The sequence below is a fragment of the Streptomyces sp. AC558_RSS880 genome, assembly GCF_019049255.1.
Lineage (GTDB): Bacteria > Actinomycetota > Actinomycetes > Streptomycetales > Streptomycetaceae > Streptomyces.
In genome coordinates, this window is sequence record NZ_JAGMUJ010000070.1 from 33,444 (window position 1) to 55,130 (window position 21,687).

General features: G+C 69.6%; 22 protein-coding genes and 4 pseudogenes. 18 read left to right on the forward strand and 8 right to left on the reverse strand.

The window, feature by feature from the left end; all coding sequences use genetic code 11:
* The 4 genes and pseudogenes from KUM38_RS42035 to KUM38_RS22215 all read left to right on the forward strand — a co-directional run.
* Positions 1–332 (forward strand): annotated as a pseudogene (locus KUM38_RS42035) (DDE-type integrase/transposase/recombinase); the annotation flags it as partial.
* Between the two features lie 68 nt (positions 333–400).
* Entirely contained in the window at positions 401–544 is a 144-nt protein-coding gene (locus KUM38_RS22205; RefSeq protein ID WP_217131178.1) for an ATP-binding protein, read from the forward strand.
* A gap of 82 nt (positions 545–626) precedes the next feature.
* Positions 627–1,178 carry a putative immunity protein gene (locus tag KUM38_RS22210; protein WP_308409015.1) on the forward strand — a complete coding sequence of 184 codons (552 nt, stop codon included), beginning with the start codon at positions 627–629 and terminating at the stop codon, positions 1,176–1,178.
* Between the two features lie 452 nt (positions 1,179–1,630).
* Positions 1,631–2,475, forward strand: a protein-coding gene (locus tag KUM38_RS22215) for an IS5 family transposase (RefSeq protein ID WP_374227068.1) whose coding sequence is annotated in 2 segments (ribosomal slippage) — positions 1,631–2,003 and positions 2,003–2,475 — 846 coding nt in all. Because the reading frame shifts where the segments join, the coding sequence is not laid out codon by codon here.
* 75 nt (positions 2,476–2,550) lie between these two features.
* Here KUM38_RS22215 and KUM38_RS22220 read toward each other — a convergent pair.
* Positions 2,551–2,997, reverse strand: a complete 447-nt coding sequence (locus KUM38_RS22220; RefSeq protein WP_217131179.1) for a MarR family winged helix-turn-helix transcriptional regulator — start codon at positions 2,995–2,997, stop codon at positions 2,551–2,553.
* Positions 2,998–3,171: 174 nt separating this feature from the next.
* Between KUM38_RS22220 and KUM38_RS22225 the strand changes: the two genes are divergently transcribed.
* The 6 genes and pseudogenes from KUM38_RS22225 to KUM38_RS43640 form a co-directional block, all read left to right on the forward strand.
* The gene (locus KUM38_RS22225; protein WP_217131180.1) at positions 3,172–3,996 is read left to right on the forward strand and encodes an SDR family oxidoreductase; all 825 of its coding nucleotides are present in this window, start codon (positions 3,172–3,174) and stop codon (positions 3,994–3,996) included.
* On the forward strand, positions 3,996–5,225 hold the full coding sequence (locus KUM38_RS22230; protein ID WP_217131181.1) for an NADH:flavin oxidoreductase/NADH oxidase family protein: 1,230 nt from the start codon (positions 3,996–3,998) through the stop codon (positions 5,223–5,225). The genes KUM38_RS22225 and KUM38_RS22230 overlap by 1 nt, the downstream gene beginning before the upstream one ends.
* 90 nt (positions 5,226–5,315) lie before the next feature.
* Positions 5,316–6,029, forward strand: a complete 714-nt coding sequence (locus KUM38_RS22235; protein ID WP_217131182.1) for an IS6 family transposase — start codon at positions 5,316–5,318, stop codon at positions 6,027–6,029.
* Between the two features lie 314 nt (positions 6,030–6,343).
* Complete coding sequence (locus KUM38_RS22240; protein ID WP_217131183.1) at positions 6,344–7,201, forward strand: MerR family transcriptional regulator; 858 nt, start codon at positions 6,344–6,346, stop codon at positions 7,199–7,201.
* Between the two features lie 256 nt (positions 7,202–7,457).
* Positions 7,458–7,745, forward strand: a complete 288-nt coding sequence (locus KUM38_RS22245) for a transposase family protein (RefSeq protein WP_217131184.1) — start codon at positions 7,458–7,460, stop codon at positions 7,743–7,745.
* A gap of 581 nt (positions 7,746–8,326) precedes the next feature.
* Positions 8,327–8,807 (forward strand): annotated as a pseudogene (locus KUM38_RS43640) (transposase); the annotation flags it as partial.
* Positions 8,808–8,821: 14 nt separating this feature from the next.
* Here KUM38_RS43640 and KUM38_RS22255 read toward each other — a convergent pair.
* Positions 8,822–9,502: an NAD(P)H oxidoreductase gene (locus KUM38_RS22255; RefSeq protein ID WP_217131185.1), complete on the reverse strand. Its 681-nt coding sequence runs from the start codon at positions 9,500–9,502 to the stop codon at positions 8,822–8,824.
* A 104-nt stretch (positions 9,503–9,606) separates the two neighbouring features.
* On the opposite strand from KUM38_RS22255, the gene KUM38_RS22260 reads away from it, so the two are divergent.
* Both KUM38_RS22260 and KUM38_RS22265 read left to right on the forward strand, forming a co-directional pair.
* Positions 9,607–10,545 (forward strand): AraC family transcriptional regulator, encoded by a 939-nt coding sequence (locus KUM38_RS22260; RefSeq protein WP_217131186.1) that lies wholly within the window; start codon positions 9,607–9,609, stop codon positions 10,543–10,545.
* 27 nt (positions 10,546–10,572) lie between these two features.
* A pseudogene (locus KUM38_RS22265) lies at positions 10,573–10,833 on the forward strand (DDE-type integrase/transposase/recombinase); the annotation flags it as partial.
* Positions 10,834–10,879: 46 nt separating this feature from the next.
* On the opposite strand, the gene KUM38_RS22270 reads toward KUM38_RS22265, so the two are convergent.
* Positions 10,880–11,440 (reverse strand): GNAT family N-acetyltransferase, encoded by a 561-nt coding sequence (locus tag KUM38_RS22270; RefSeq protein WP_217131187.1) that lies wholly within the window; start codon positions 11,438–11,440, stop codon positions 10,880–10,882.
* A gap of 453 nt (positions 11,441–11,893) precedes the next feature.
* Positions 11,894–12,427 carry an EF-hand domain-containing protein gene (locus KUM38_RS22275; RefSeq protein WP_217131230.1) on the reverse strand — a complete coding sequence of 178 codons (534 nt, stop codon included), beginning with the start codon at positions 12,425–12,427 and terminating at the stop codon, positions 11,894–11,896.
* A 605-nt stretch (positions 12,428–13,032) separates the two neighbouring features.
* Between KUM38_RS22275 and KUM38_RS22280 the strand changes: the two genes are divergently transcribed.
* The 4 genes from KUM38_RS22280 (at position 13,033) to KUM38_RS22295 (ending at position 17,295) form a co-directional block, all read left to right on the forward strand.
* Positions 13,033–13,788 (forward strand): (5-formylfuran-3-yl)methyl phosphate synthase, encoded by a 756-nt coding sequence (locus KUM38_RS22280; protein WP_217131231.1) that lies wholly within the window; start codon positions 13,033–13,035, stop codon positions 13,786–13,788.
* Positions 13,789–13,796: 8 nt separating this feature from the next.
* The gene (locus KUM38_RS22285) at positions 13,797–15,200 is read left to right on the forward strand and encodes an aldehyde dehydrogenase family protein (RefSeq protein WP_217131188.1); all 1,404 of its coding nucleotides are present in this window, start codon (positions 13,797–13,799) and stop codon (positions 15,198–15,200) included.
* Positions 15,197–16,309 carry an NAD(P)-dependent alcohol dehydrogenase gene (locus tag KUM38_RS22290; RefSeq protein WP_217131189.1) on the forward strand — a complete coding sequence of 371 codons (1,113 nt, stop codon included), beginning with the start codon at positions 15,197–15,199 and terminating at the stop codon, positions 16,307–16,309. The genes KUM38_RS22285 and KUM38_RS22290 overlap by 4 nt, the downstream gene beginning before the upstream one ends.
* Positions 16,310–16,389: 80 nt before the next feature.
* Entirely contained in the window at positions 16,390–17,295 is a 906-nt protein-coding gene (locus KUM38_RS22295; RefSeq protein ID WP_217131190.1) for an SAM-dependent methyltransferase, read from the forward strand.
* Positions 17,296–17,365: 70 nt separating this feature from the next.
* Here KUM38_RS22295 and KUM38_RS22300 read toward each other — a convergent pair.
* Positions 17,366–17,743, reverse strand: a pseudogene (locus KUM38_RS22300) (YciI family protein); the annotation flags it as partial.
* A gap of 184 nt (positions 17,744–17,927) precedes the next feature.
* On the opposite strand from KUM38_RS22300, the gene KUM38_RS22305 reads away from it, so the two are divergent.
* The gene (locus KUM38_RS22305) at positions 17,928–18,143 is read left to right on the forward strand and encodes an integrase (RefSeq protein WP_217131191.1); all 216 of its coding nucleotides are present in this window, start codon (positions 17,928–17,930) and stop codon (positions 18,141–18,143) included.
* A gap of 33 nt (positions 18,144–18,176) precedes the next feature.
* Here KUM38_RS22305 and KUM38_RS22310 read toward each other — a convergent pair whose 3' ends face one another.
* On the reverse strand, positions 18,177–19,100 hold the full coding sequence (locus tag KUM38_RS22310; RefSeq protein WP_217131192.1) for an aminoglycoside phosphotransferase family protein: 924 nt from the start codon (positions 19,098–19,100) through the stop codon (positions 18,177–18,179).
* Positions 19,101–19,288: 188 nt separating this feature from the next.
* Positions 19,289–19,651 carry a DUF1304 domain-containing protein gene (locus KUM38_RS22315; RefSeq protein ID WP_217131193.1) on the reverse strand — a complete coding sequence of 121 codons (363 nt, stop codon included), beginning with the start codon at positions 19,649–19,651 and terminating at the stop codon, positions 19,289–19,291.
* Between the two features lie 655 nt (positions 19,652–20,306).
* Here KUM38_RS22315 and KUM38_RS43325 point away from each other — a divergent pair.
* On the forward strand, positions 20,307–20,972 hold the full coding sequence (locus tag KUM38_RS43325; RefSeq protein ID WP_217131194.1) for a hypothetical protein: 666 nt from the start codon (positions 20,307–20,309) through the stop codon (positions 20,970–20,972).
* An 18-nt stretch (positions 20,973–20,990) separates the two neighbouring features.
* Here KUM38_RS43325 and KUM38_RS22325 read toward each other — a convergent pair whose 3' ends face one another.
* Complete coding sequence (locus KUM38_RS22325; protein WP_217131195.1) at positions 20,991–21,626, reverse strand: TetR/AcrR family transcriptional regulator; 636 nt, start codon at positions 21,624–21,626, stop codon at positions 20,991–20,993.
* Positions 21,627–21,687 lie beyond the last annotated feature (61 nt).

Consider the following 21,687-nt stretch of genomic DNA (forward strand, 5'->3'; position numbering starts at 1 on the left):
CCCGGCCGGGCGACACGTGGCACCTGGAAGAGGTCTTCGTGAGGATCAACGGTGAGTTGACGTACCTGTGGCGGGCGGTGGACGCCGACGGCACCGTCCTGGACATCCTCGTGCGGAACCGGCGGGACAAGGCCGCGGCCCGGCGCTTCTTCCGCCGCCTGCTGGAGACGACCCCCGCGGCGCCCCGGGTGATCGTCACCGACAAGCCGCGCTCCCACGACGCCGCCCACCGCCACCTGATGACCACCCCCGACTACCGAGCCGAGATGACCATCCGCTTCGCCATCTGGAACCAGATCACCCGCGCCGCCGGCCAGCCCGCCGAAGCCTGAGCACCGGCCCGGAACCCGGCCCCTCCCCACGCCCCGACGCACCGCCAGAGACCCACCCACCCAATAATGTGACAGCGCCGAAGCAGACCTTCACCGATCCCCGGCTCTGCACCGTGATCGTCGACCGCGTGACGTTCAACGCGCACATCGTCGAGACCGGCACTGAGTCCTACCGGTTCACCCAGACCCAGCGCAGGCGGCGCCGCAGCTGACCCTTGCCTCGACCCTCGGCAAGGCTGTCCCATAGCCTCCGTCTGAGACCGCAGGTGATCGCTCGATGGAAGAATCGGGTCCGTGACGATCGTATCTGGGGACTTTGAACTGACCATGGATGAACTGCGCGTCGTCGCCCACTACGTTCTGGAGAGCGCTGAGGAAGTTCTTCCTGTGTTCGAGGACGCCAACCCCGGTGATCCTCGGCCTCGTGCAGCCATCAACGCCGCACGGGAGTTCGTGAACGGCGCTAGAAGGACCAAACTTCAGCGCATCACCTCCTTGGATGCCCACCGGGCGGCAAAGGAGGCGACCACGGAGGGCGCACGGCTCGCTGCGCGCGCTGCTGGAGATGCCGCCTCTGCGGCCTACCTCCATCCGATCGCGAAAGCCACCCAAGTGGGTCACATCCTGAGAGCCGCCGCAAGCGCCGCGCGCGTTGGAGAATTGAGTGCGGACGATGATTTCGGCGTCGGGCTCCGGCTGATCGAGGAGGCCCGGCAACGCGCCACACCCGTCCTGATCGATGTTCTGAACAGATACCCTCTGGCGCCGACTGGCAAGAGCCGTGTTGCACAGCTCATGACCATCCTGGACGCGTCCCTGCGCATGCCCCGCCAAGCCGAGGGTTAGCTACGGCGCCGCAGCTGACCCTCACAGATGACCGCGGCCGGCTTCCCTGACGGGAGGCTGGCCGCAGCCGTTCCGGGTCCGGCCGCCGGGTCCCAGTACCGCCGGACCAACGCCCGTTCTCGTCCAGCCACCGCGGATACTGGGCGGTCCACGGTCTGAGTCGAGCCGGTTCGGCAACCTCCACGCACCTGTCGGGGGCGCGCTGACGGCAGGCTGGCCGAGGCTTCCAAGCTACCGCGAGACCCCACCCTCATGGCCAGCGGAACCACTCGATCGAAGTGAGGCCAAATCACCTTGCTACGGGGGCGTGAATCACACCGCTTCACGCCCCCGCCAGTCCAACCATGGAGCCAGAACACTTCCGTCGACTGGAGCCCAAGAACGTCCTTACTGGCTCTAACAAAAGCGATTTGATCATGTGACTGTCGACTTGATCGTTCGTTGATGGGGGCATGGGGAAGCGTCAGTCGCGGCCGTGGATCGTGTCGGACGAACTGTGGTCGCTCATCGAGCCGTTACTGCCCGAACCGCCGCCGAAGCAGGTGAAAGGGCGGCCGCGGGTGCCGGACCGGCAGGCTCTGTGCGGGATCCTGTTCGTCCTGCACACCGGCATCCAGTGGGAGTACCTGCCCCAAGAGCTCGGGTTCGGCTCGGGCATGACGTGCTGGCGGCGCCTGGCGGCCTGGAACGAGGCCGGCGTCTGGGACCAGCTGCACCAGGTGCTGCTGAACAAGCTGCGGTCGAAGAACCAGCTGGACTGGTCCCGGGCGGTGATCGACTCTCCCCCTGGCTTCGCCGGGGGCACCCCCACCCACGTCCGGGCCGCACGCAGGGGCCCAAAAGCGGGCCCAGCCCGGTCGACTGCGCACGGCCGGGCAGCAAGCACCACGTCATCACCGACGGCCAGGGCATCCCGCTCGCGGTGTCGCTGACCGGCGGGAACCGCAATGATGTCACCCAACTTCTGCCGCTGTTAGACAAGATCCCGGCAGTGGCGGGAGCCGTGAGCCGGCCTCGCAGGCGGCCCGACACGCTCTTCGCGGACCGCGGCTACGACCACGACAAGTACCGCCGACTCCTTCGGCAGCGCGGGATCCGCCCGGTGATCACCGAACGTGGCCAGCCGCACGGCACTGGCCTGGGCACCTTCCGCTGGGTCGTCGAGCGGACGATCCCCTGGCTGCACGGCTTCCGCCGCCTACGCATCCGATGGGAACGACGCGATGACATCCACGAGGCCTTCCTCGGACTCGCCGTCTGCCTGATCACCCATAGGCACGTCCAGAGGCTTTGTTAGGGCCAGTTAGAGGCCATCACCATGACGACGAGGCACGGGTAAACACCTGTGACTCAAAGGCGCTGTGCGGCGGCCTCACTCTCGGTCGCTGCCCGCTGGATCTGCAGGCGGCCCAAGGACCTTCCCCAGGAGATTCACCAGGCTGTTCAGCTCGTCCGGCGACAGCCGCGCGAACGGAGTCAGCGCCAGCGTCACCTCGATGACCGCGGACCGCACCCGTCGGCCCTCCTCCGTCAGCGCCACCACACGTGAACGGCGGTCTGCCGGGTCGGCGGAGCGTTCGACGAGGCCCCGGTTGGTGAGCTGGTTCATGACGAAGCTGAGGTTGGGCGCGTTGCAGTAGAGGCGGGCGGCCAGCTCTTTCATCGAAGGCGGCGCCTGGTCCGGGTCGATCGCCCAGAGTGCGTGGGCGGTCGCGTGGGTCAGACCGTGTTGGGCCAGGACGGCTTCGATGCGGTCACTGGTCTGCATGAACAGCTCGTGGTTGGCCACTACCGCCGTCTCGAGGGCGCTTCGCGTCATGGCCTCCATCCTAGCCTTTTTTACTTCGAGCCTCGAAGTGTATGTTGTTTCGAGGCTCGAAGCATTGCGAGGGCGGGACCGCTCCGTCTCCGCTGCCCACGTCTCGTCGTCCTGCCGACGCCTGCCCGCTCCGCCGTGGTCCGGCACCGGCCACCGAACAGGAAGCACTCACACATGCACGACTACACGAACACGACCGCCCTGGTCACCGGCGCTTCGAAGGGGCTGGGCGAGGCATACGCCCGGGAGCTCGCCTCCCGAGGCGCTCACTTGATCCTGGTGGCACGGTCGGCCGACGCACTTCACGCCCTTGCCGAGGAGATTCGGTCGGCGCGTTCCGTCCGAGTCGACGTGGTTGCCACCGACCTCTCGGACCGTCGGTCGGCGCAGAGGGTCGTCGATGCCGTCGATGAACTCGGCCTGGACGTGGATCTCCTGGTCAACAACGCCGGGCTCGGGGCCGTGGGCCCTTTCCTCCACCGCCCCCTCGAACCCACCCTCCAGTCCGTCGACGTGAACATCACCGCGCTGGTCGGCCTGGTGTACCTCCTGGGCGCCCGCATGGTCGAACGCGGCCGCGGCGGCATCGTCAACGTCGGCTCCACCGCCGCCTTCCAGCCCATGCCGTACCAGGCGAGTTATGCGGCGACGAAGGCGTTCGTGCTCTCGTTCACCGAGGCGCTCGCCGAGGAGGTACGAGGTACCGGTGTACGCGTGATGGCGGCCCATCCGGGAGCGACCGACACCGGGTTCTTCGACCGTACGACCGCGTCCATGAACCCGAAGTCCACGGACGCCCCCGCCGACGTCGCCGCCAAGACGCTCGACGCCTTCGCACGCGGCCGATACCTCTCCTTCCCCGGCCGCGCCTCCCAGCGCGCCGGAGTCCTCGTGCCGCGTCTGCTGCCCCGCAGCACCGTCGCCCGCCTGACCGGCAGCCTCAACCGCAAGTTGGGGCTCCAGGACGTCAGCGACCTCGACCCCGCACGGGAGAAGTGATGACCACGCTGAACGAGCCGCTGCGGCTGAGCAACGGCTCCGTGCTGCCCAACAGGATTGCGAAGGCCGCGATGGAGGAGTTGCTGGCCGTGCCGGGACAACTGCCCGGTGACGCGCTCCTCACGCTCTACCGCCGTCTGGCCGCGGGAGGCGCCGGGCTCCTGATCACCGGACACGTCATGATCGACCGCAGAGCGGTGGCCCAGCCCGGCGACGTCGTCCTCGAACACGACACGCCACTGGAGCCCTTCCGGCGCTGGGCGGAGGCCGGTCAGTCGGCAGGTGGACAGATCTGGATGCAGATCAACCATCCCGGGCGTGTCATACCCAAGGACCTCACCCGCACCACCTGGGCCCCGTCGGAGGTGCCGATCGACGTCGGCGGTTTGTCCGGCATGTATCCGACCCCCCGGCCGATGACCGCCCAGGACATCGAGGAGACGGTGGAGCGCTTCGCCGTGACCGCGCGACGGGCCCGGGAGGCCGGATTCGACGGGGTCGAGATCCATGCCGCCCACGGGTACCTCCTCTCCCAGTTCCTCTCTCCTCTGGTGAACCGGCGCGACGACCGGTGGGGCGGCGACCTGCCCAACCGCGCCCGCCTGCTCCTTGATGTCGTGACCGCGGTCCGCGAGCGCGCCGGTAGGGGCCTTGCCGTGGGCGTGAAGCTGAACTCGGCCGACTTCCAGCGCGGCGGCTTCGACACCGACGACGCACGTGACGTCATCAAGATGCTGGCCGATGCGGGAGTTGACCTCGTCGAGCTGTCCGGCGGCAGCATCGAGAGTCTCGCCACGGCCGGCGCTCCCGCGGACGGCCGCACCCTTGCCCGCGAGGCGTACTTCCTGACACTCGCCGAGCAACTCCTGGCCGCCTCGCCCCTGCCGTTGCTGCTGACCGGCGGGATCCGGCGACGCGTGGTCGCCCAACAGGTGATCGACTCCGGAGTCGCCGTGGCAGGGATGGCCACGGCGCTGGCGATCGACCCCACCCTGCCCAGACAGTGGCTGGCCGGACATGAGGCGCAGGCGACTTTGCCCCGCACACGGATTCGGAACAAGACTCTGGCAGCCGCAGCCCTCCAGGCCGTCACCTCACGCCGACTCGCCCGCCTCGGGCGGGGCAAGTCGTCGAAGACGCCCTACTCCCCCGCCGCCGCCCTCCTCCTCGAACGGCTCGTCCGCGCCCGACGCCGGCGCAGCTACCTGAAGTGGCACACGCCCGCCTGACTGGCCCTGACAAAGCCTCTGGACGGCGTTGTCACGTTGGCTGACCGGCCTGGGATGATCTTGGAGTTGGTTGTGCCGGGGGGTTCGCTCATGTCGTCCGCATCGCCGTCGTACAAGGGGCACCGGCACCCGGTCGAGGTGATCGCGCACTGCGTGTGGCTGTACTTCCGTTTCCCGCTCAGCTTCCGCGAGGTCGAGGAGCTCGAGCGCGGCGTGCTCGTCTCCCACGAGACGGTCCGGCGCCGGTGCGCGAAGTTCGGGCAGGCCTACGCGACCGGCCTGCGCCGCCGACGGCCCCGGCCGGGCGACACGTGGCACCTGGACGAGGTCTTCATCAAGATCAATGGAGAATGGAGGTACCTGTGGCGGGCGGTGGACGCCGACGGCACCGTCCTGGACATCCACGTGCAGAACCGGCGGGACAAGACCGCGGCCCGGCACTTCTTCCGCCGCCTGCTGAAGACGACCCCCACGGTGCCCCGGGTGATCGTCACCGACAAGCCGCGCTCCCACGGCGCCGCCCACCGCCAGGTCACGCCCTTCGTCGAGCACCGCTCGCACAAGGGCCCGAACCACCGGGCCGAGAACATCCACCAGCCCACCCGGCAGCGCGAACGCGCCATGAAAGGCTTCCGCAGCATCGGCGCAACCCAGCGGTTCCTGGCCGCGTTCAGCGACATCTCACCCCACTTCCGGCCCCGCCACCACCTGACGACCACCCCCGAATACCGCGCCGAGATGACCACCCGCTTCGCCATCTGGAACCAGACCACCCGCGCCGCCGGCCAGCCCGCCGAGGCCTGAGCACCGGCCCGGAACCCGGCCCCCACCACGCCCCGACGCGCCGCCAGAGACCCACGCACCCAATAATGTGACAGCGCCCCACTCGCCTGTGACCAGGGACGCTGCCGCCCTGATGGCACTCATTGACTGACTTCCCCACCCCTGCTCTGTTCCCAAGTCTGCTGATCCGGGGCGTTTTCTCTGCCCGTGCAGCGATCCGTACGCCCCTTGATGGTGCGGGAGCGCGGGGCACGCCTACAGCAGAGGGGTTTGCATGTGCCGTAGCGGCATGTGGTCCAGTAGGTGGCGAGCACGACATTGAGAGGTTCCCTCGCATGCCCCTTCCTGCGATTCCCCGCCGGGTCAAGATCGGCGATGCCGCCGCGTTCGCCGGGACCACACCCCGCGCCATCCGCCACTACCACGCCATCGGGCTCCTCGCCGAACCGGAACGCGGCAGCGACGACCGCCGCCGCTACGGATACGACGACATGATCCGCTTGCTGTGGATCCGCAAGATGGCTGATGCGGGTATCTCCCTGGATGACATCCGGGCCGGCTTTGAGGGCGCCACCGGCATCGAGCAGTCCCTGGCCCGGCTGGAGGAGTCCCTCGCTTCCAAGGCTGCCGCCATCGAGGCCCAGCGGGCCGCCGTGAACCGCCTCCGCGAGGTGGGCAGCCCTCTGGGCCTGCTCTCACCGCTGGTCACTGGCCGCCTGCGCGATCTACCGCCCGGAGCCCTGCGCTCCGCCGACCTCGATACCCTCCTGGTCACGGAGCGCGTCTTCGGCCCTCTGGGCGCCGCTGTCCAGGCCGACCGGTTCATCGTCCTGGCCATCCACCCCGAGCTGCGGGCCGAGGAGGACCGACTGGCCGAGGCCGAGGCGGCTCTGGACGACACCATGTCCCCCGACGACCCCCGCATCGAAGACCTGGCCGTCCAGCGATGTGATCACGAGACCGCCCTGGCAGCCGCCATCGAAAGATCCGGCCTGGACGAGGCCCTCGACGGCCTCCTGGACCAGGAGGACGAGCACGCCGGCGAGGAAGAAGACGGGGCGAGGATGAGCGCGATGGAGGCCATCGGCAAGATGCCGTACGACTTCTCCCCGGCCCGCGTCCGGTACGAGGAACGTGTCATCGAACTGCTTCACTCGGCCGACCAGGACGGCGACACCCCACGGACCTGCTGACTGGAATCGGCGCTCGTGGCGAGCCCGACAAGAGCAGCCCGGAATGGTGCAGCACGAACGTAACCACGGTGCCTCCGGCAGCCGTTGGGCACTGTGTGAAGAGAGCCGAAGAGCACGCCGAGGGCGCCTGCCCGCTTGTCTACAGTGCCGTCTGCCACTGTCCACGCGCACCGTCAACCACCTCACCGGTCTGCTGCGGCGCCATCTGAAGGCTATCCGGTCCCGGTGGCGGATCCTGCCGCCCGGGAAGATCGCGGTGATCGTCCTGGCCGTACTGCGCCACGACCAGCGCCTGGCCGACATGGCCGGCGGCAACAACATCTCCGAGTCCACCGTCCGACGCTGGCGCGACGAGGCGATCGGACTGCTCGCCGCACAGACCCCGCGCCTGGACCGCGCGTGCAAGAAGAGCGCCCGGCAGGGTGGGGAGGTGGTCCCGATCGACGGCACCCTCATCCCCACCCAGCGCCGCACCGGGAAGGCCGACCGCAAGAACTACTCCGGCTGTGAGCATGATGGTCGTGCCGTTCCGGCCGTGGCTTGACTCGTACTCTGGCTGGCTGCTTGTGCCTTGTGTTTGATCTGTCGGCCTGGTCGGAGTGGCGCGTACCGGCATCGGGCCGGCGGAGCGTGTCCCGATAGGGGCCTTGGCCCAGAAGGCACCGTCACAGTCCTGGCTCCATCCGTCCCGCGCGAGACGCTGGAGCCGCTCTCGACCTGGATACTGGCCCGCCGTTGCGCGGAGTTGGTCGACCCCTGTGAGGGTAACCCGGCAGCCGAGACGGCAGTCTTCACGCTCCGACTGCTCGCGCAGCGCGTTCTGCGGCTTCGGCAGGAGGTCACCGAGCTCGCGCGGCGAATCACCGCAGCGGTGCGGGCCAGCGCACCCAGCCTGCCGGAGCGGTTCGGGATCGGACCGGACAGCGCCGCGGCCCTGCTGATCGCTGCCGGAGACAACCCTGAGCGGCTAAACAACGAGGCATCCAACGAGGCATCCTTTGCCGCACTGTGCGGTGCCAGCCCGGTCGGGCCCTCCACCTTGATCGCGGACACCTCGACACTGGATCTTGAGTCCAGGGAGAGGAGTCCCGAGTGGGGACCTACAAGTACTCGGCGGAGTTCCGGGCGGACGCGGCCGGACTGCCCCTTCTCGTCGGTGTCTCCGCGGCAGGCGTCCACGACAGCAAGACCCCGACACCCATACGGGACACGCCTCCTTGGGCGGCCGGTACCTCAAGCCCCAGCGCCTGCCTGTCTGTCTGTCTGTCTGTCTGTCTGTCTGTCTGTCTGTCTGTCTGTCGACAAGGCCTACGACGTCCCCGAGCTGCGGAAACGGGTACGCGGCAAGCGCATCGGCGTCCGCATCGCCCGCAAGGGCATCGAGTCCGGCGAACGGCTGCGCCGGCGTCGTCGGGTGATCGAACGGACCATGTCCTGGCTGACCGGCTGCCGTCGGCTCAACCACCGCTACGAACACGATCCCCTCAACCACCTGGTCTTTCCAGGTCCCTCCGCCGCCCTCCGCTGCCACAAGCGGCTCCTCGAACTCACCGCACAGGACACGGTCTTGACGTTCGGCACCCACGGGTCGTCCACGACCACCTGATGTCTCCCTGGCGGTCAGGCCGCCACAAGTGCCCCGGCGACGAACCTTTCCACGAACTCTCGTGCACGCCGGTCGAGATCGGCGTACTGAGCCTCTCGCTCAGCGCCCGTGACCGCTTCGCCGACCCGGAGGTTGCCTTCGGTGTCGACGCGTTGCGGGCGCTCCTCCGCGTCGGTGAGCAGGCCGACGGCGGAATGGGAGAAGCCGCAGTAGTAGGCGATGCCTTCGCTCAGGTTGGCTTCGAGGACGGTTTGCATTCCTTCCACGATGGGATCGTCGGCAGTGGCGCCGGCCAGGCCCAGCCACAGCATGCGCTTGCCGGCGAGGCGGGGCTTGCTGCGGCCGTAGGCGAACCCGTAGTTCCATACGCGGTCGATCCAGCCCTTGAGGATGGCGGGCACGTTCTGCCAGTACACCGGGAAGACGGCGACGACGACATCAGCGTCGAGGATGCGCTGCATATGGGCGTGGACTTCGCCCGAATACGCCTTTTCCCTGTTGCTCCAGTCCGGCTGGTCCGACGTGTTCATCCGTGGGTCGAATCCCTCGGCGTGCAGGTCGAGCAGGTCAATGCGGTACCCGGCGGCTTCGAGCCGGACGGCAGCACGGCGGGCCGTGTGCGCGGTGAGGGAATCGGTGCGGTGGTGCGCGACGACTACGAGGGCTGTTCCGGCATGGCTGTCGTGCTGCGTCACGGTTTCTCCCGGCTGGTCTCGGTCGATTCGATGAATCCAGTACAGCCGCAGCGACGTAGACGATCCATGTGAGAAACACTCCGAAACATAGGAGGTCGTCTACGATGCGTTCCGTGGATCCTTTGAGCTCGTTACTGCGTGGCATCCGGGCCGAGGGCTCGGTCGTCAGTCACACCGTGCTGACGGCGCCCTGGACCATCCGCTTCGCCGATGACGCACCGCTCACCATGATCAGCGTGCTGCGCGGCGGGGGCACCCTGATGCTGCCCGACGGCACCGAGCGAGTGGTCGGCGTGGGCGATACGGCCATCGTGAGCGGCCCCGCACCGTTCCATCTCGCGGACCATCCCGCCTCCGTCCACAGGTCCCATGCCGCGTACGAGATCGCCTGCTTCACCATGGACACCGAGCGCACCGCTCAGGAACTCGGCGGTATCCACTGGGGCACCGACTCGGAGGAGGTGACCGCGCTGATCGTGGGCGCCTACCGCGCCTCGGGCCACCGCCACGAACGGCTTCTGCGTGCCCTGCCGCCCGTCCTGGTGATCAAGGAGGACGTCGAGGTCTGTGCCTGGCTGGAGACAGCCGCCGCCGACGCCGCCCGGCTCTCGGCCGGTTCGCAGGCGCTGATGGACCGGCTCCTCGACTGGGCTCTGGTGTGCACGTTGCGCAGCTGGTTCGACCAGGCCGGCGCCGACGCGCCCAGCTGGTACCGGGGCCTCGCCGACCCGGTCCTCGCCCCCGCCCTGCAGGCCTTCCACGACCGGCCCGCCGAGGCTTGGACGGTGGCGTCACTGGCCGCTCGAGCCGGCGTCTCCAGGGCGCTGTTCGCCAAGCGCTTCACCAAGCTGATGGGCCGCCCGCCCCTCGCCTACCTCACCGAATGCCGCATGGACGAGGCCGAGACGCTTCTGACCGACACCGACCTCAGCATCGCCCAGGTCGGAAGGTCCGTCGGCTATGCCGACGCTTTCGGCTTCAGTGCCGCGTTCAAACGCCACAAGGGCCTGAGCCCAAGCACGTTCCGCGCCGCGGCGAGCTGAGTTCCGGTCCGGCGAAGAAACCCGTAGATGATCGTCTCCTGTGAGACGGTCCGGCGGTGGTGCGCCAAGTTCGGGCAGGCCTACGCCGGCGCGCTGCGCCGCCGGCCCCGGCCGGGAGACAAGTGGCACCCGCACAAGGTCTTCATCAAGGTCAACGGTGAGTTGAAGTACCTGTGGCGGGCCGTCGGCCAGGAGGGGACGGTGCTGGACGTCCTCGTGCGGGACCGGCGGGACACCGCCGCGGCCCGGCGGTTCTTCCGCCGGCTGCTGAAGAGGACCCGGTCGGTATGGAAATCGACACGGTGAATGATCAGCAAGGTCACCTGGGGTCGGCTCAGGGGCAGGGCATGCTCATGTAGAGCGCCTGCTCACCTCTTGAGGGGGTGCCTTCGTAGAGGGTGGTGTCGAGTCCGCAGAAGACGAAGCCCATCCGCCGGTATGCGTGGATCGCCGGCGCGTTGATGTTGGTGACCTCCAGCCAGAGGTGGCCGGCACCCCGCTCGCGGGCGAACTCCCTCGCGAGTCCCATCAGCGCGCGTCCCACTCCCCGGCCCCGGTGCTGCGGGGCGACTGCGATGTCCTCGATGATCAGCCGGCGGTTCCAGCCGGAGTACGAGACGGCGAGAAAGCCGGCCAGGTCGCCGACGGCGCCGTGGGCGACGAAAGTGCGGGAGTCCGCGTCATCCTCGGCGTCGCCGCCGCCCGGGTTGTCCTCGGGGAACACCTTGGTCAGGGGTGGTTCCACCGGGATCTCCCGCAGCGCGAAACCCTCCTCGGTGACGGTCACCTGGAAGACGGTGTCGGTGGTGAAGGAGTCGTCCAGGGCCTCGATGGCCTCGGTGTCCTGGGGAGCGGCGATGCGGTACCGGTAAGCCGTGTTGCCCACAGTGCTCATGGCACGACGCTACGACCGCTCCGGCCACGGCAGGACGGGTTTCGGCCGGTCACGCCCGCGCCCCGGCCTGACGATCACGGGGGCGACCGAGATCGGGACGTGCTGGTCCGGCGGTTTGGTCGTCGGGTGATCAGCAGGCCGTCGTGCGGACAGGCACCGGCTCGGTACTCGTCCTGCGGCGGGTCGCTCTGCGGGCGGAGCGGTCGGAGACCGGACCGGCGACGGCATGGTGGGGCTCGGCGTAGTCCTCACGCCGGACGTGATCGTCGAGGACAACGTCGTGTGCTTCCCGGCGTTGACCACGGCGGGCGTCCCCGGCAGCGTCGCTCAGCGAGTCGGCCACCCGGCGCACCCTGACGCGCATTGAGGACGCCGACTACGAGATACGCGTGGGAGCGGGCCGGGAGCCCGGTGGCTCACCCCGCACGGAGCGAGCCACCGGGCCGTGCCGAATCAGGCTGCCGGAGAAGTCGCCAGCAGGTCCGCAGGGATACCGCCCTTGTCAGGGGCGTAGAAGTTCTTGATCTCGGCTTCCCAGACGTCCACCCGGATCCGGTCGTCGTCATCGGGCTCGAAGGCGTCGAAGAGTGCATGGATGTTCGGCAGGTCGAAGCCGACCCCCCTCATCATGCCGACGAACACCGGTCGGGTGACCGTACCGCTGCCGTCCAGGTCACCGAGGCGCGCGAAGCCGGCCGCGAACTCGTCGATCGCTCCGCTGAAGCGCTCCGGCGACAGGACGCACGCCTGGTACTCGTCGTAAGTGATCCGGCCGTCGCGATCGGCGTCGAGTTCACCGACCAGCGTGTTCCAGTAGCGCGTGAAGCCGGCACGCATGGCCTGCTTCCGTGTCTCGTCGGCTTCGGGAACGGCTGCGGCGACCCGGCTGCTCATCAGATCGAAGTCGTCGGGTTCCAGAACCTCGTTTCCGTCGGCGTCGAACAGGGTGAACACGAGTTTGACCCGATTGATCGCTTCGTTCCGCATGGGCTGTTGCCTTTCGCCGGACCAGGAGACGGGACGGTCGTGCATGCCGGCCGCACCGCACGGTGCGCCACGGCCCGGCGGCGCACCGGTGAGCCGCCGACAGGTGCGGCGAACACCCGCGCAGGGCGCGGGAACCGGTGTCCGGTCGTACGGCCGTCGCGCTGTCACTATGCGGGCTGCGGAATCCGGTGTCCCGGGGAAGGCCGGCTGTTCAACGGAAAGAATGAAAATGGCGCCGCTCCGGCATGAAACGTGCACCGATCCTGCCGCCGGGCGGACCGCCGACGAGCAGCTCACGTGTCCGGCCCTGCCTTCGCCGTGCTCCAGCGCATCGAGGCCCCGCAACGGGCCGCCAGAGCAGAGACCTCTCGACCTCGTGTCTCCTGCGCGTCCTGGCCGCGCTGGAGGAACTGCTCCCGAAGGCTGCTGATCGGGCGGGAGCGGTTCGGACCGGCGCGCACGGCGCACACCGGCAATACCCCGTTCAGTCTCCGCACGCTCTACCGGTGCCCACGGGCGGCGGAAATGATGGGCACACCGCACATGAACCAGGTGATCCCCCTCTGTCCTCCGGCCGGGCGGACATACGGCAGAAGGAGTCCATGGTGTTGCTTCTCATCTCCCCGGACGGTGTCGAGGAGGCCCTCGACTGCGCGAAGGCGGCGGAGCACCTCGACATCGTCGACGTCAAGAAGCCCGACGAGGGCTCGCTCGGCGCCAACTTCCCCTGGGTCATCAGGGAGATCCGTGACGCGGTCCCGGTGGACATACCGGTGTCCGCCACTGTGGGAGACGTCCCGTACAAGCCCGGCACGGTGGCTCAGGCCGCGCTCGGCGCGGTCGTCTCCGGCGCCACGTACATCAAGGTCGGCCTCTACGGATGCACGACGCCCGATCAGGGCATCGAGGTCATGCGCGCGGTCGTGCGGGCGGTGAAGGACCACCGCTCCGAAGCACTCGTCGTCGCTTCGGGTTACGCCGACGCCCACCGGATCGGCTGCGTCAATCCGCTCGCCGTGCCCGACATCGCCGCCCGCTCCGGCGCCGACGCGGCCATGCTCGACACCGCCGTCAAGGACGGGACGCGGCTGTTCGACCACGTTCCGCCGGACGTCTGTGCCGAGTTCGTCCGGCTGGCGCACGCGTCCGGTCTGCTCGCCGCCCTCGCGGGCAGTGTCAAACAGTCCGACCTCGGTCCGCTGACCCGCATCGGCACCGACATCGTGGGTGTGCGCGGAGCGGTCTGCGAGGGCGGCGACCGCAGTACCGGAAGGATTCAGCCGCATCTGGTGGCTGCCTTCCGGGCGGAGATGGACCGGCAGGCCCAGGAGCATGCGGCCGGCGTCCCCGCCGTGAGCTGACCACCGGCATGCCGGCCTCTGAGCCCGACCGCGTCCCCGGACACCGCACCCCTCGTTTCGCCGTCGTCGACCCGGCCACCGGGGAGATCTTCGACGAGGCCCCCGACCAGCAGCCCGACGAGTTGGACGGCGTGGTCGACCGGGCCCACCGGGCCTGGCGCAGCTGGCGCGCCGCCCCCGCCGCCCGTGCCACCGCGTTGCACGGGGCGGCCGAGGCCGTGGAGGCGGCCGGCGACGACCTCGCCCGGTTGCTCACCCGGGAACAGGGCAAGCCCCTGGCCGAGTCGTACGCGGAGGTCGCCCGTACGGTGGCCCGCCTGCGCTACTTCGCGGACCTGGCCCCCAGAACCCGGCGGATCACCGATGGCCGGCCTGTGGGCAGCGAGATCCGCTGGCGTCCTCTCGGGCCCGTCGCCGCGATCGTGCCGTGGAACTTTCCCCTCCAGCTCGCGGCGGCAAAGTTCGCGCCCGCGCTCGCGGCGGGCAACACCATGGTCCTCAAACCGTCCCCGTTCACCCCCCTCGCCACCCGGCTGCTCGGCTCCGTCCTCGCCACCGCCCTGCCCGAGGGCGTACTGACCGTTGTCACCGGCCGCGAACCGCTCGGCGCCCGCCTCGCCTCCCACCCGGGCATCCGCCACGTCACTTTCACCGGCTCGGTGCCCACCGGGCGGGCCGTCGCCGAAGCGGCGGCGGCCTCGCTCGCCCGGGTCACCCTGGAACGGGGTGGCAACGACGCCGCCGTCCTGCTGGACGACGTCGAGGTGGACCGGATCGCGGACCGGCTGTTCTGGGCCGCGTTCCGCAACTGCGGACAGGTCTGCATGGCGGTCAAACGCGTCTATGCCCCCGCCCGGCTCCACGCCGAGGTCGTCGAAGCCCTCGCCCAGCGCGCGAGGACCGTCGCCGTCGGGGCCGGCCTCGACCCGGACACCCGGCTGGGCCCGGTCTGCAACGCCCCCCAGCTCGCCCGCGTCGAGCAGGTCACGAAGCAGGACCTGGGGGACGGAGCCCGGGCGGCGGCCGGCGGTCACCGGCTGGACGGGCCGGGCTACTTCTTCGCTCCCACGGTCCTCACCGATGTCCCGCCCGACAGCCCGGTGGTGACCGGGGAACAGTTCGGACCGGTCCTGCCGGTGCTGCCGTACCGGAGTCTCGACGAAGCCGTCGACGCGGCCAACGGCACAGCTTTCGGACTGGGCGGCTCCGTATGGGGCACCGATCTCGACCGGGCCGAGGCGGTGGCCGGCCGGCTCGAATGCGGCACGGCCTGGATCAACCACCATGCCGAACTGTCCCTTGCCCAGCCCTTCGCGGGCGTCAAGGACAGCGGCGTCGGCGTCGCGGGCGGACCGTGGGGGTTCTACGGCAACCTCCGGCCGTTCGTAGTCCACCGTCCGCAGGAGGCATGACGGTGAGGTTCCAGGCGGCCGTGCTGCGCTCGTACGAGGACCCGTTCGCGGTCGAGGAGGTGGCCCTGCGCACGGAACCCGCCGTCGGCGAGATCCTGGTCGAGATCGCGGGCTGCGGGATGTGCCGGACCGATCTCGCGGTCCGGCGATCGGCCGGCCGCAGCCCGCTGCCGGCGGTGCTCGGCCACGAGGGGGCCGGGATCGTGGTGCGGGCGGGCGGCGGCCCGGACACCGCGATCGCCGTCGGTGACCACGTCGTGCTGAGCTTCGACTCCTGTGGACACTGCCGGAACTGCCGCGGCGCGGCCCCCGCCTACTGCGACTCCTTCGCCCCCCTCAACCTCTTCGGAGGACGCAAGGAGGACGCGCCGCGGCTCACTGACGCGACCGGCAGTGCACTGGCCCCCCGGTGGTTCGGACAGTCTTCGTTCGCCGAGTACGCGCTCGTCCCGGCCCGCAATGCGGTCCGGGTCGACCCCGCACTGCCCGTCGAACTGCTCGGGCCGCTCGGCTGTGGCTTCCTCACCGGCGCCGGAGCCGTGCTGAACACCTTCGGGGCCGGCCCCGGCGACACCCTCGCGGTCTTCGGCGCGGGAGCGGTGGGCCTGGCCGCGGTGATGGCGGCCACCGCCGCCGGCGCGCTGACCGTGGCCGTCGACCGGCATCCTGAACGGCTGGCCCTGGCCGAACGGTTCGGCGCGATCCCACTGCCCGCCGCAGCGGCCGGACTGCCCGAGCGGATCCGGCGGCTGACCGACGGCGGCGCACAGTACGCGCTGGACACCACGGCCTCGTCCCCGCTCATCAACGACGCTCTCCGGACACTGCGCCCCACCGGCAGCCTCGGCCTGGTGGCACGGCTCCACACCGCGCTGCCGCTCGAACCGGGCACGCTGGACCGGGGCCGCAGCATCCGCCACATCTGCGAAGGGGACGCCGTACCCGGACTGCTGATCCCCCGGCTGACCGGCCTGTGGCAGGCCGGACGCTTCCCCTTCGACCAGCTGATCCGCACCTACCCGCTGGCCGACATCAACAAGGCCGAACGCGACTGCGACGCGGGCCGTGTGGTCAAACCCGTCCTGCTCCCGGAGGGAAGGAACCGATGAGCGAGGCATGCAGCACCACAGGCTCACCGCATCCGGCGAGCAGGCACCCCGCAGTCCCCACTCCCGCCGACGGAGGAAGCATGGCCGGTCCCGAGCCGCAGCACACGAACGTGGAAGGCGTGGACGCAGGCGTAGGTCTGACCGCCCTCCTGGTCGCCGCGGCACGGGCGCTCGAGACCCACCGTCCCGACAGCCTCGCCCAGGACGCCTACGCGGAACACTTCGTGCGCGCCGCCCCGGCGTGCGCGGACTGGCCGGTGCGCGTCCAGCAGGTCCCGGACGGAGACGGCAACCCGCTGTGGGGGCGGTTCGCCCGCTACTTCGGCCTGCGGACCAGGGTCCTCGACGACTTCCTCCTCCGGTCGGTGCGTACGGGCGCCCGCCAAGTGGTCCTGCTGGGTGCGGGCTTGGACACCCGCGTCTTCCGGCTGGACTGGCCGTCCGACTGCGTGGTCTTCGAGATCGACAGGGCGGGCGTGCTGGCGTTCAAGCACCGGGTGCTCACGGACCTGCCGGCCACCCCGAAGGCGAAGCGCGTCCCCATACCGGTCGACCTGCGCGCCGACTGGGTCACCGCGCTGACCACCGCCGGTTTCGACCCGGCCGCACCGAGCGTCTGGCTGGCCGAGGGACTGCTCTTCTACCTGCCGAGCCCCGCCGAGACATACCTCATCGACGCGGTGGACCGGCTGACCGCCGAAGGCAGCGCACTGGCCTTCGAAGCCAAGCTGGAGAAGGACCTGCTGAAGTACCGCGACAGCGCGATCTACACGGCGACGCGAGAGCAGATCGGCATCGACCTGCTCCGTCTCTTCGACAAGGGACCACGACCCGACTCCGCGGGCGGCCTGAGGACCAAGGGCTGGTCCACCTCGGTGCGCACCCCCTTCGACTTCACCCACCAGCACGGACGAGGCCCCCTCCCCGAGCCGAACGACGCGCTGGAGGGGAACCGGTGGGTGTTCGCGCACAAGCCCCGGCCATGACGTCCGCAGCGCTCACGGCGGCATCCGCACAGGACCTGGCATCCAGCACACCGCCCGGACCTTTACCGGGATCAGGCGGCACCGCGAGGTCTGCGGCTTGCCCTGCGCCGAGGCCGATCACCAGGTACCGGTTGCCGTCTGTCCGGCCGCCGGGGAAGTCCCACATGGTGCGCCCCAGCGTGTTGCGCCACCGTCGTAGGAGCACGTCCCGGTAGACGCCGGCCTGGTAGTTCGGCTCGTCGAAGGCGAAGGTGCGGGCAGCGGCGGGGTCGGGCAGGTCGACGATGTGCACGCTTCCGGTGGGCGTGTCGCCGTCGTCGGCGAGAGTCGGGCCCCGGGCGATCATCTCCTTCGCGTACTGGTCCATGTAGGACCAATGCTCTTCTCTCAGCTCGTAGCGCAGTGGCAGGGAGGCGGGCCGGTCGCGGTGGTAGCAGAGGAACTCCATGCCTAAAGATCTCCTCAAGGAGGTGACCAGGTCGAGCGGGTTTCACTGCGAGGGCTGCTCGGCGGCCTGTTCCAGCAGGGCCCGTGCGGAGTCCGTGCAGCGCATCGCGGTGTTCGGCCATCGTCGGTGCCAACCCTCTGTCCACGACCTCGGAGGCCCAGCGGGGCTCAGGGGAACTCACGGGATGTCGCACATCCGGAACCGGCGACACCCGCTCCACGCGCTACGCGAGTTCGAAGCCTTCTACAACTCCCACCGGCCCCATCAAGGCATCGCCAACGCCTGCCCGTTACGCCCCTTGCCGATGCCGGTCGGCGATCCGGAGCAGATCACCCACCTCGACATACGACGACACCAACGACTCGGCGGCATCCTCCACGAGGACCGACATGCCGCCTGAACCGGGCGGATGAGCTCTTCGGCAGACGCAGGGTCACCGATCGAGCAGCGATTCCGCGATCGTGATGGAGGACCGGGCGAGCCGGGTCTCGCCGTCGTCGATGTCCCAGAGTGAATTCTGCAGGAGCCGCCCCAGGGTCCAGCCGGTTGCGCGTGCACGGTCCAGGCCGAGGACATCGGTGAGCAGGTCGAAGCGGCGCTGCACGATGCGCGGGGTGTCGCCCTTCGCGACGACGTCGTCCCACCTGCTGTCCAGGGCGGGCCACAGATCGAATCCTGGGTCGCCGGCGAGCGGTTCGGGGTCGATGGCGATCCACGGCTCGCGCTGTGCGGCGAGAACGTTGCCGTAGTGCAGATCCCAGTGCAGCATCCGGTCCCCGGGCTCGTCGACCAGTTCGGCCACCGCCGATGCCCAGCTCCGCAGGCGTTGACGGTCGGCCGGGTCGGTTAGATTCGTGATCGCCCGTGGGACCTGCTCCAGCATCTCGGAGGCGATGTCGCCGAGACTGCGCAGTCCTTGCGGTGCAGGGACTGCGACCAGCCGCGTGTGAAGCTCGGCGAGAATGCTCATCGCCACGTCGTCGTCGTCGATCGAAGCCAGCGTGCGGGCTGCGTCCAGGCGCTCCAGGAGCATGCTGCTGCTCACGGGGTCGTGATCGAGCAGCCGTACCATCCCCTTGCCGTTCCAGGCATGGAGGCCGATCAGTGCAGCGGTGGTCTCCTGTCTGGGCATCTGGAGTCTGAGGACCGCAGGAGTGCCGTTGCGGCGCAGCACCGGCAGCACCAGTGAGGCCTCTCCGGCTCTTGCGGTGCCGTCCCGTTCCAGCTCCCAGCGGTCCAGCGTCTCTGCCGCGAGAGCCGGCAGTCCGGCGATCCAGGCTCTTCCTTCCTCACCGAAGCCCGTGGCGTACGACGCCGCCAGGTGTCGCGGGACCTCGTCTGCTTCCAACGTGCTCACACAGGTCCTTCTTGACAGGGAACCGGGTTCGCACCGCAACCTACCGGAGGTCAACGGACGGTCTGCCGTCGCGAATGGCGTCCCTTCGCGTGGTGCAGGCGATCTCCGTGCACGCACCCGGTCATCGTGGACCGGCGGCCCGGCCCCGGTTCGCGGGCCTCGGCCCCCTGCTCCTGGGCGGCGGCGGACTACCGGGCCGCCAGGACGACGCCGAGGGCCAGCGCCCCGGGCAGTGCCTGGGCGATCAGGATGCGGCGGTTCGCGGTGGCACCGCCGTACGCTCCGGCGATCAGCACGCACACGAGGAAGAAGACCTGGACCCGGAAGCCCGTGGGCTCACCGGCGATCAGGCCCCAGACCAGCCCAGCGGCGAGAAAACCGTTGTAGAGGCCCTGGTTGGCGGCGAGCGGAGCGGTGGCCCGCGCCATCTCGGCGTCGAAGCCCGACAGCTCACGACCCGGCCGCTTCTCCCACAGGAACATCTCCAGCACCAGGAAGTACACATGCAACGCGGCCACCAGGCCCACCAGCGCATCCGCCGCTGTCTCCATCGCCCTCACCCTCTCCTCGAACCCTCTGCCGGGCCGTCTCTCCGGAACCCTTCCGTTCGCGGCGCACCCCGTGCGGAACGCCCCGGCGGGCGGGATCTGCCCGGGTCCTCTCCGGCTCGTCCCCGGGCCCGGCCGCCTACAGGAAGACGGGCCCCGGGGCGGCGCGGTTCACCGGCCGGCGTCGCCGATGACGACGGCGGGCGCCCCCGGGCCGTCCTGCGGCCCGGCGTCGCCCGACGGTACGCGAGCGCGCCACAGGCCGACGAGTCGTCGCGGACGGTCCGGGCCGGCCGGGATGATGCCGTCGAGGCCGAGGGCCAGGCGGTGCCGAGGCCGAGCCGCCGATCGATCCGTGCCGCCGGGCCGCGCGGGACGGCGTCGGTGAGCCAGGTCCACCGGCCGGCCGGGAAGCGGTGGAGAGGGGAGCGATCGAACAGTTCCTCGATCCCTCCACGGCCTTCCGCCACAGAGCCTGTCGTCCCGTCTCGGGCACGCCCGTACCGGCAGGCGTGAACTCCACCGGTGCGGTCGCCTCGTGCTCGGCCGCCGGCGAGGCGAGTTCACGGCTGGTGTATCGGCAGCCGCGACCGGAGTGGGAGGTCACTGCCCCGGCGGGACGGCGTCGGCGACAGGCGGATTGCGGCGCCTGGTCACCATGGAGATGAGGGACGGGCAGCCGCCCGCGCAGGACGTCTCGGCCCGGGACGAGCGGGCCGAGGCCGACTTCGAGTCGGTCAGCGGTGAGGTCGCCCTCTGGCCGGTGCCCCTCGCGCCCGGGACGGGCTGCGGGAGAAGGGACGGGGGTCCGGGGAGGGGAAGGAGGAGGATGTGGAGCGCGGTGGCGGCCGGTGGAACGGCGATCGCGTGCACAGGGGGCGCTGCCGTGCCGGCCGCGGCGGCGGGCGGGGTCTCCTTCGGCAGAGTCGCGGTGAACGGCAGGAAGCCGATCGTGATCGGGGTCAAGGAGGTGGTTGAGGTGCAGGCGGTCTTCCGGATGACGACCAAGCTCGGATACGACTCCGGGCCGACGGTGTTCCCCTGCCGGGGGAAGCCCGATGCGGGGGACACACTGCACAGCGCGGTCATCACCAGCGGCTGCGAGATCGTGGACAGGGCGAAGGGAATCTGCGACTTCGAGGAATGGCTGTACGCCGACCCGCGGGATCTCGATTTCGGGAACTCGGACGGAGGCCGCCTTCACGTCCGCTGGACCGCGAAAACGCCGACCGAGTTCGAGCCGCGTTCGACACCGGACCACAAACGACAAGTTCAGTGTCTGTTTCTGCACTCTGCATCAGCAGGTCAAGGGTGTCAGCGGTGAGCTGACACACCAGAGCCGCTACCGGACGAGGTGGCTCTCGATGTGGTCGATCACCGCCGACACGGCCTGCCGGTAAGCGGTGCTGGACCGGCGGACCTGGGACAGCAGCATGCCGCCCTGGATGGCGGCCAGCAGAGCGGTGGCGAGCGCGGCGGTATCAGCGCGCTCGCTCAGCTCGCCGCGTGCCTGCATGCGTGCGAGTCCCGACCTGATGGGGCCTTCCCACCGGTCGAAGGCAGAAACGAGGCTGGTCCGCGCCGACTGATCACTGTCGGCGAGTTCGCTGGCGAGCGAGCCGATCTCGCATCCGCCCTCGCATCCCCTGGCCTCCTGTCGGCTCCCTGCCCTGTCGCACCACTCGCGCAGGGCCTCGATGCTGTCCAGGCTGTCCAGCAGCGGACGCTGCCGGGCGAGCTGGGCGTCCGTCTGGTGGTCGATGACCGCCAGGACCAAGCCCTGCTTGTCGCCGAAGTAGTGGTAGATCTGCGACGCGCTGACCCCGGCGGCTGCCTGGATGTCCGGGATGCTCGTACCCCTCGCGCCCCTGTGGAACATCAGCTCCGCAGCGGTCTCGATGATGCGTTCGCGGGTCCTGCGGCCGCCCTTGGTGAGCCGCTGCTCCTTCGGCTCTTCGGCCTTCACTGATGTGCCCATGCGCCCACGCTACCAAAGTTGGAATTGACATTCCAACTTTGCGCCACTGATGATCCTGGAA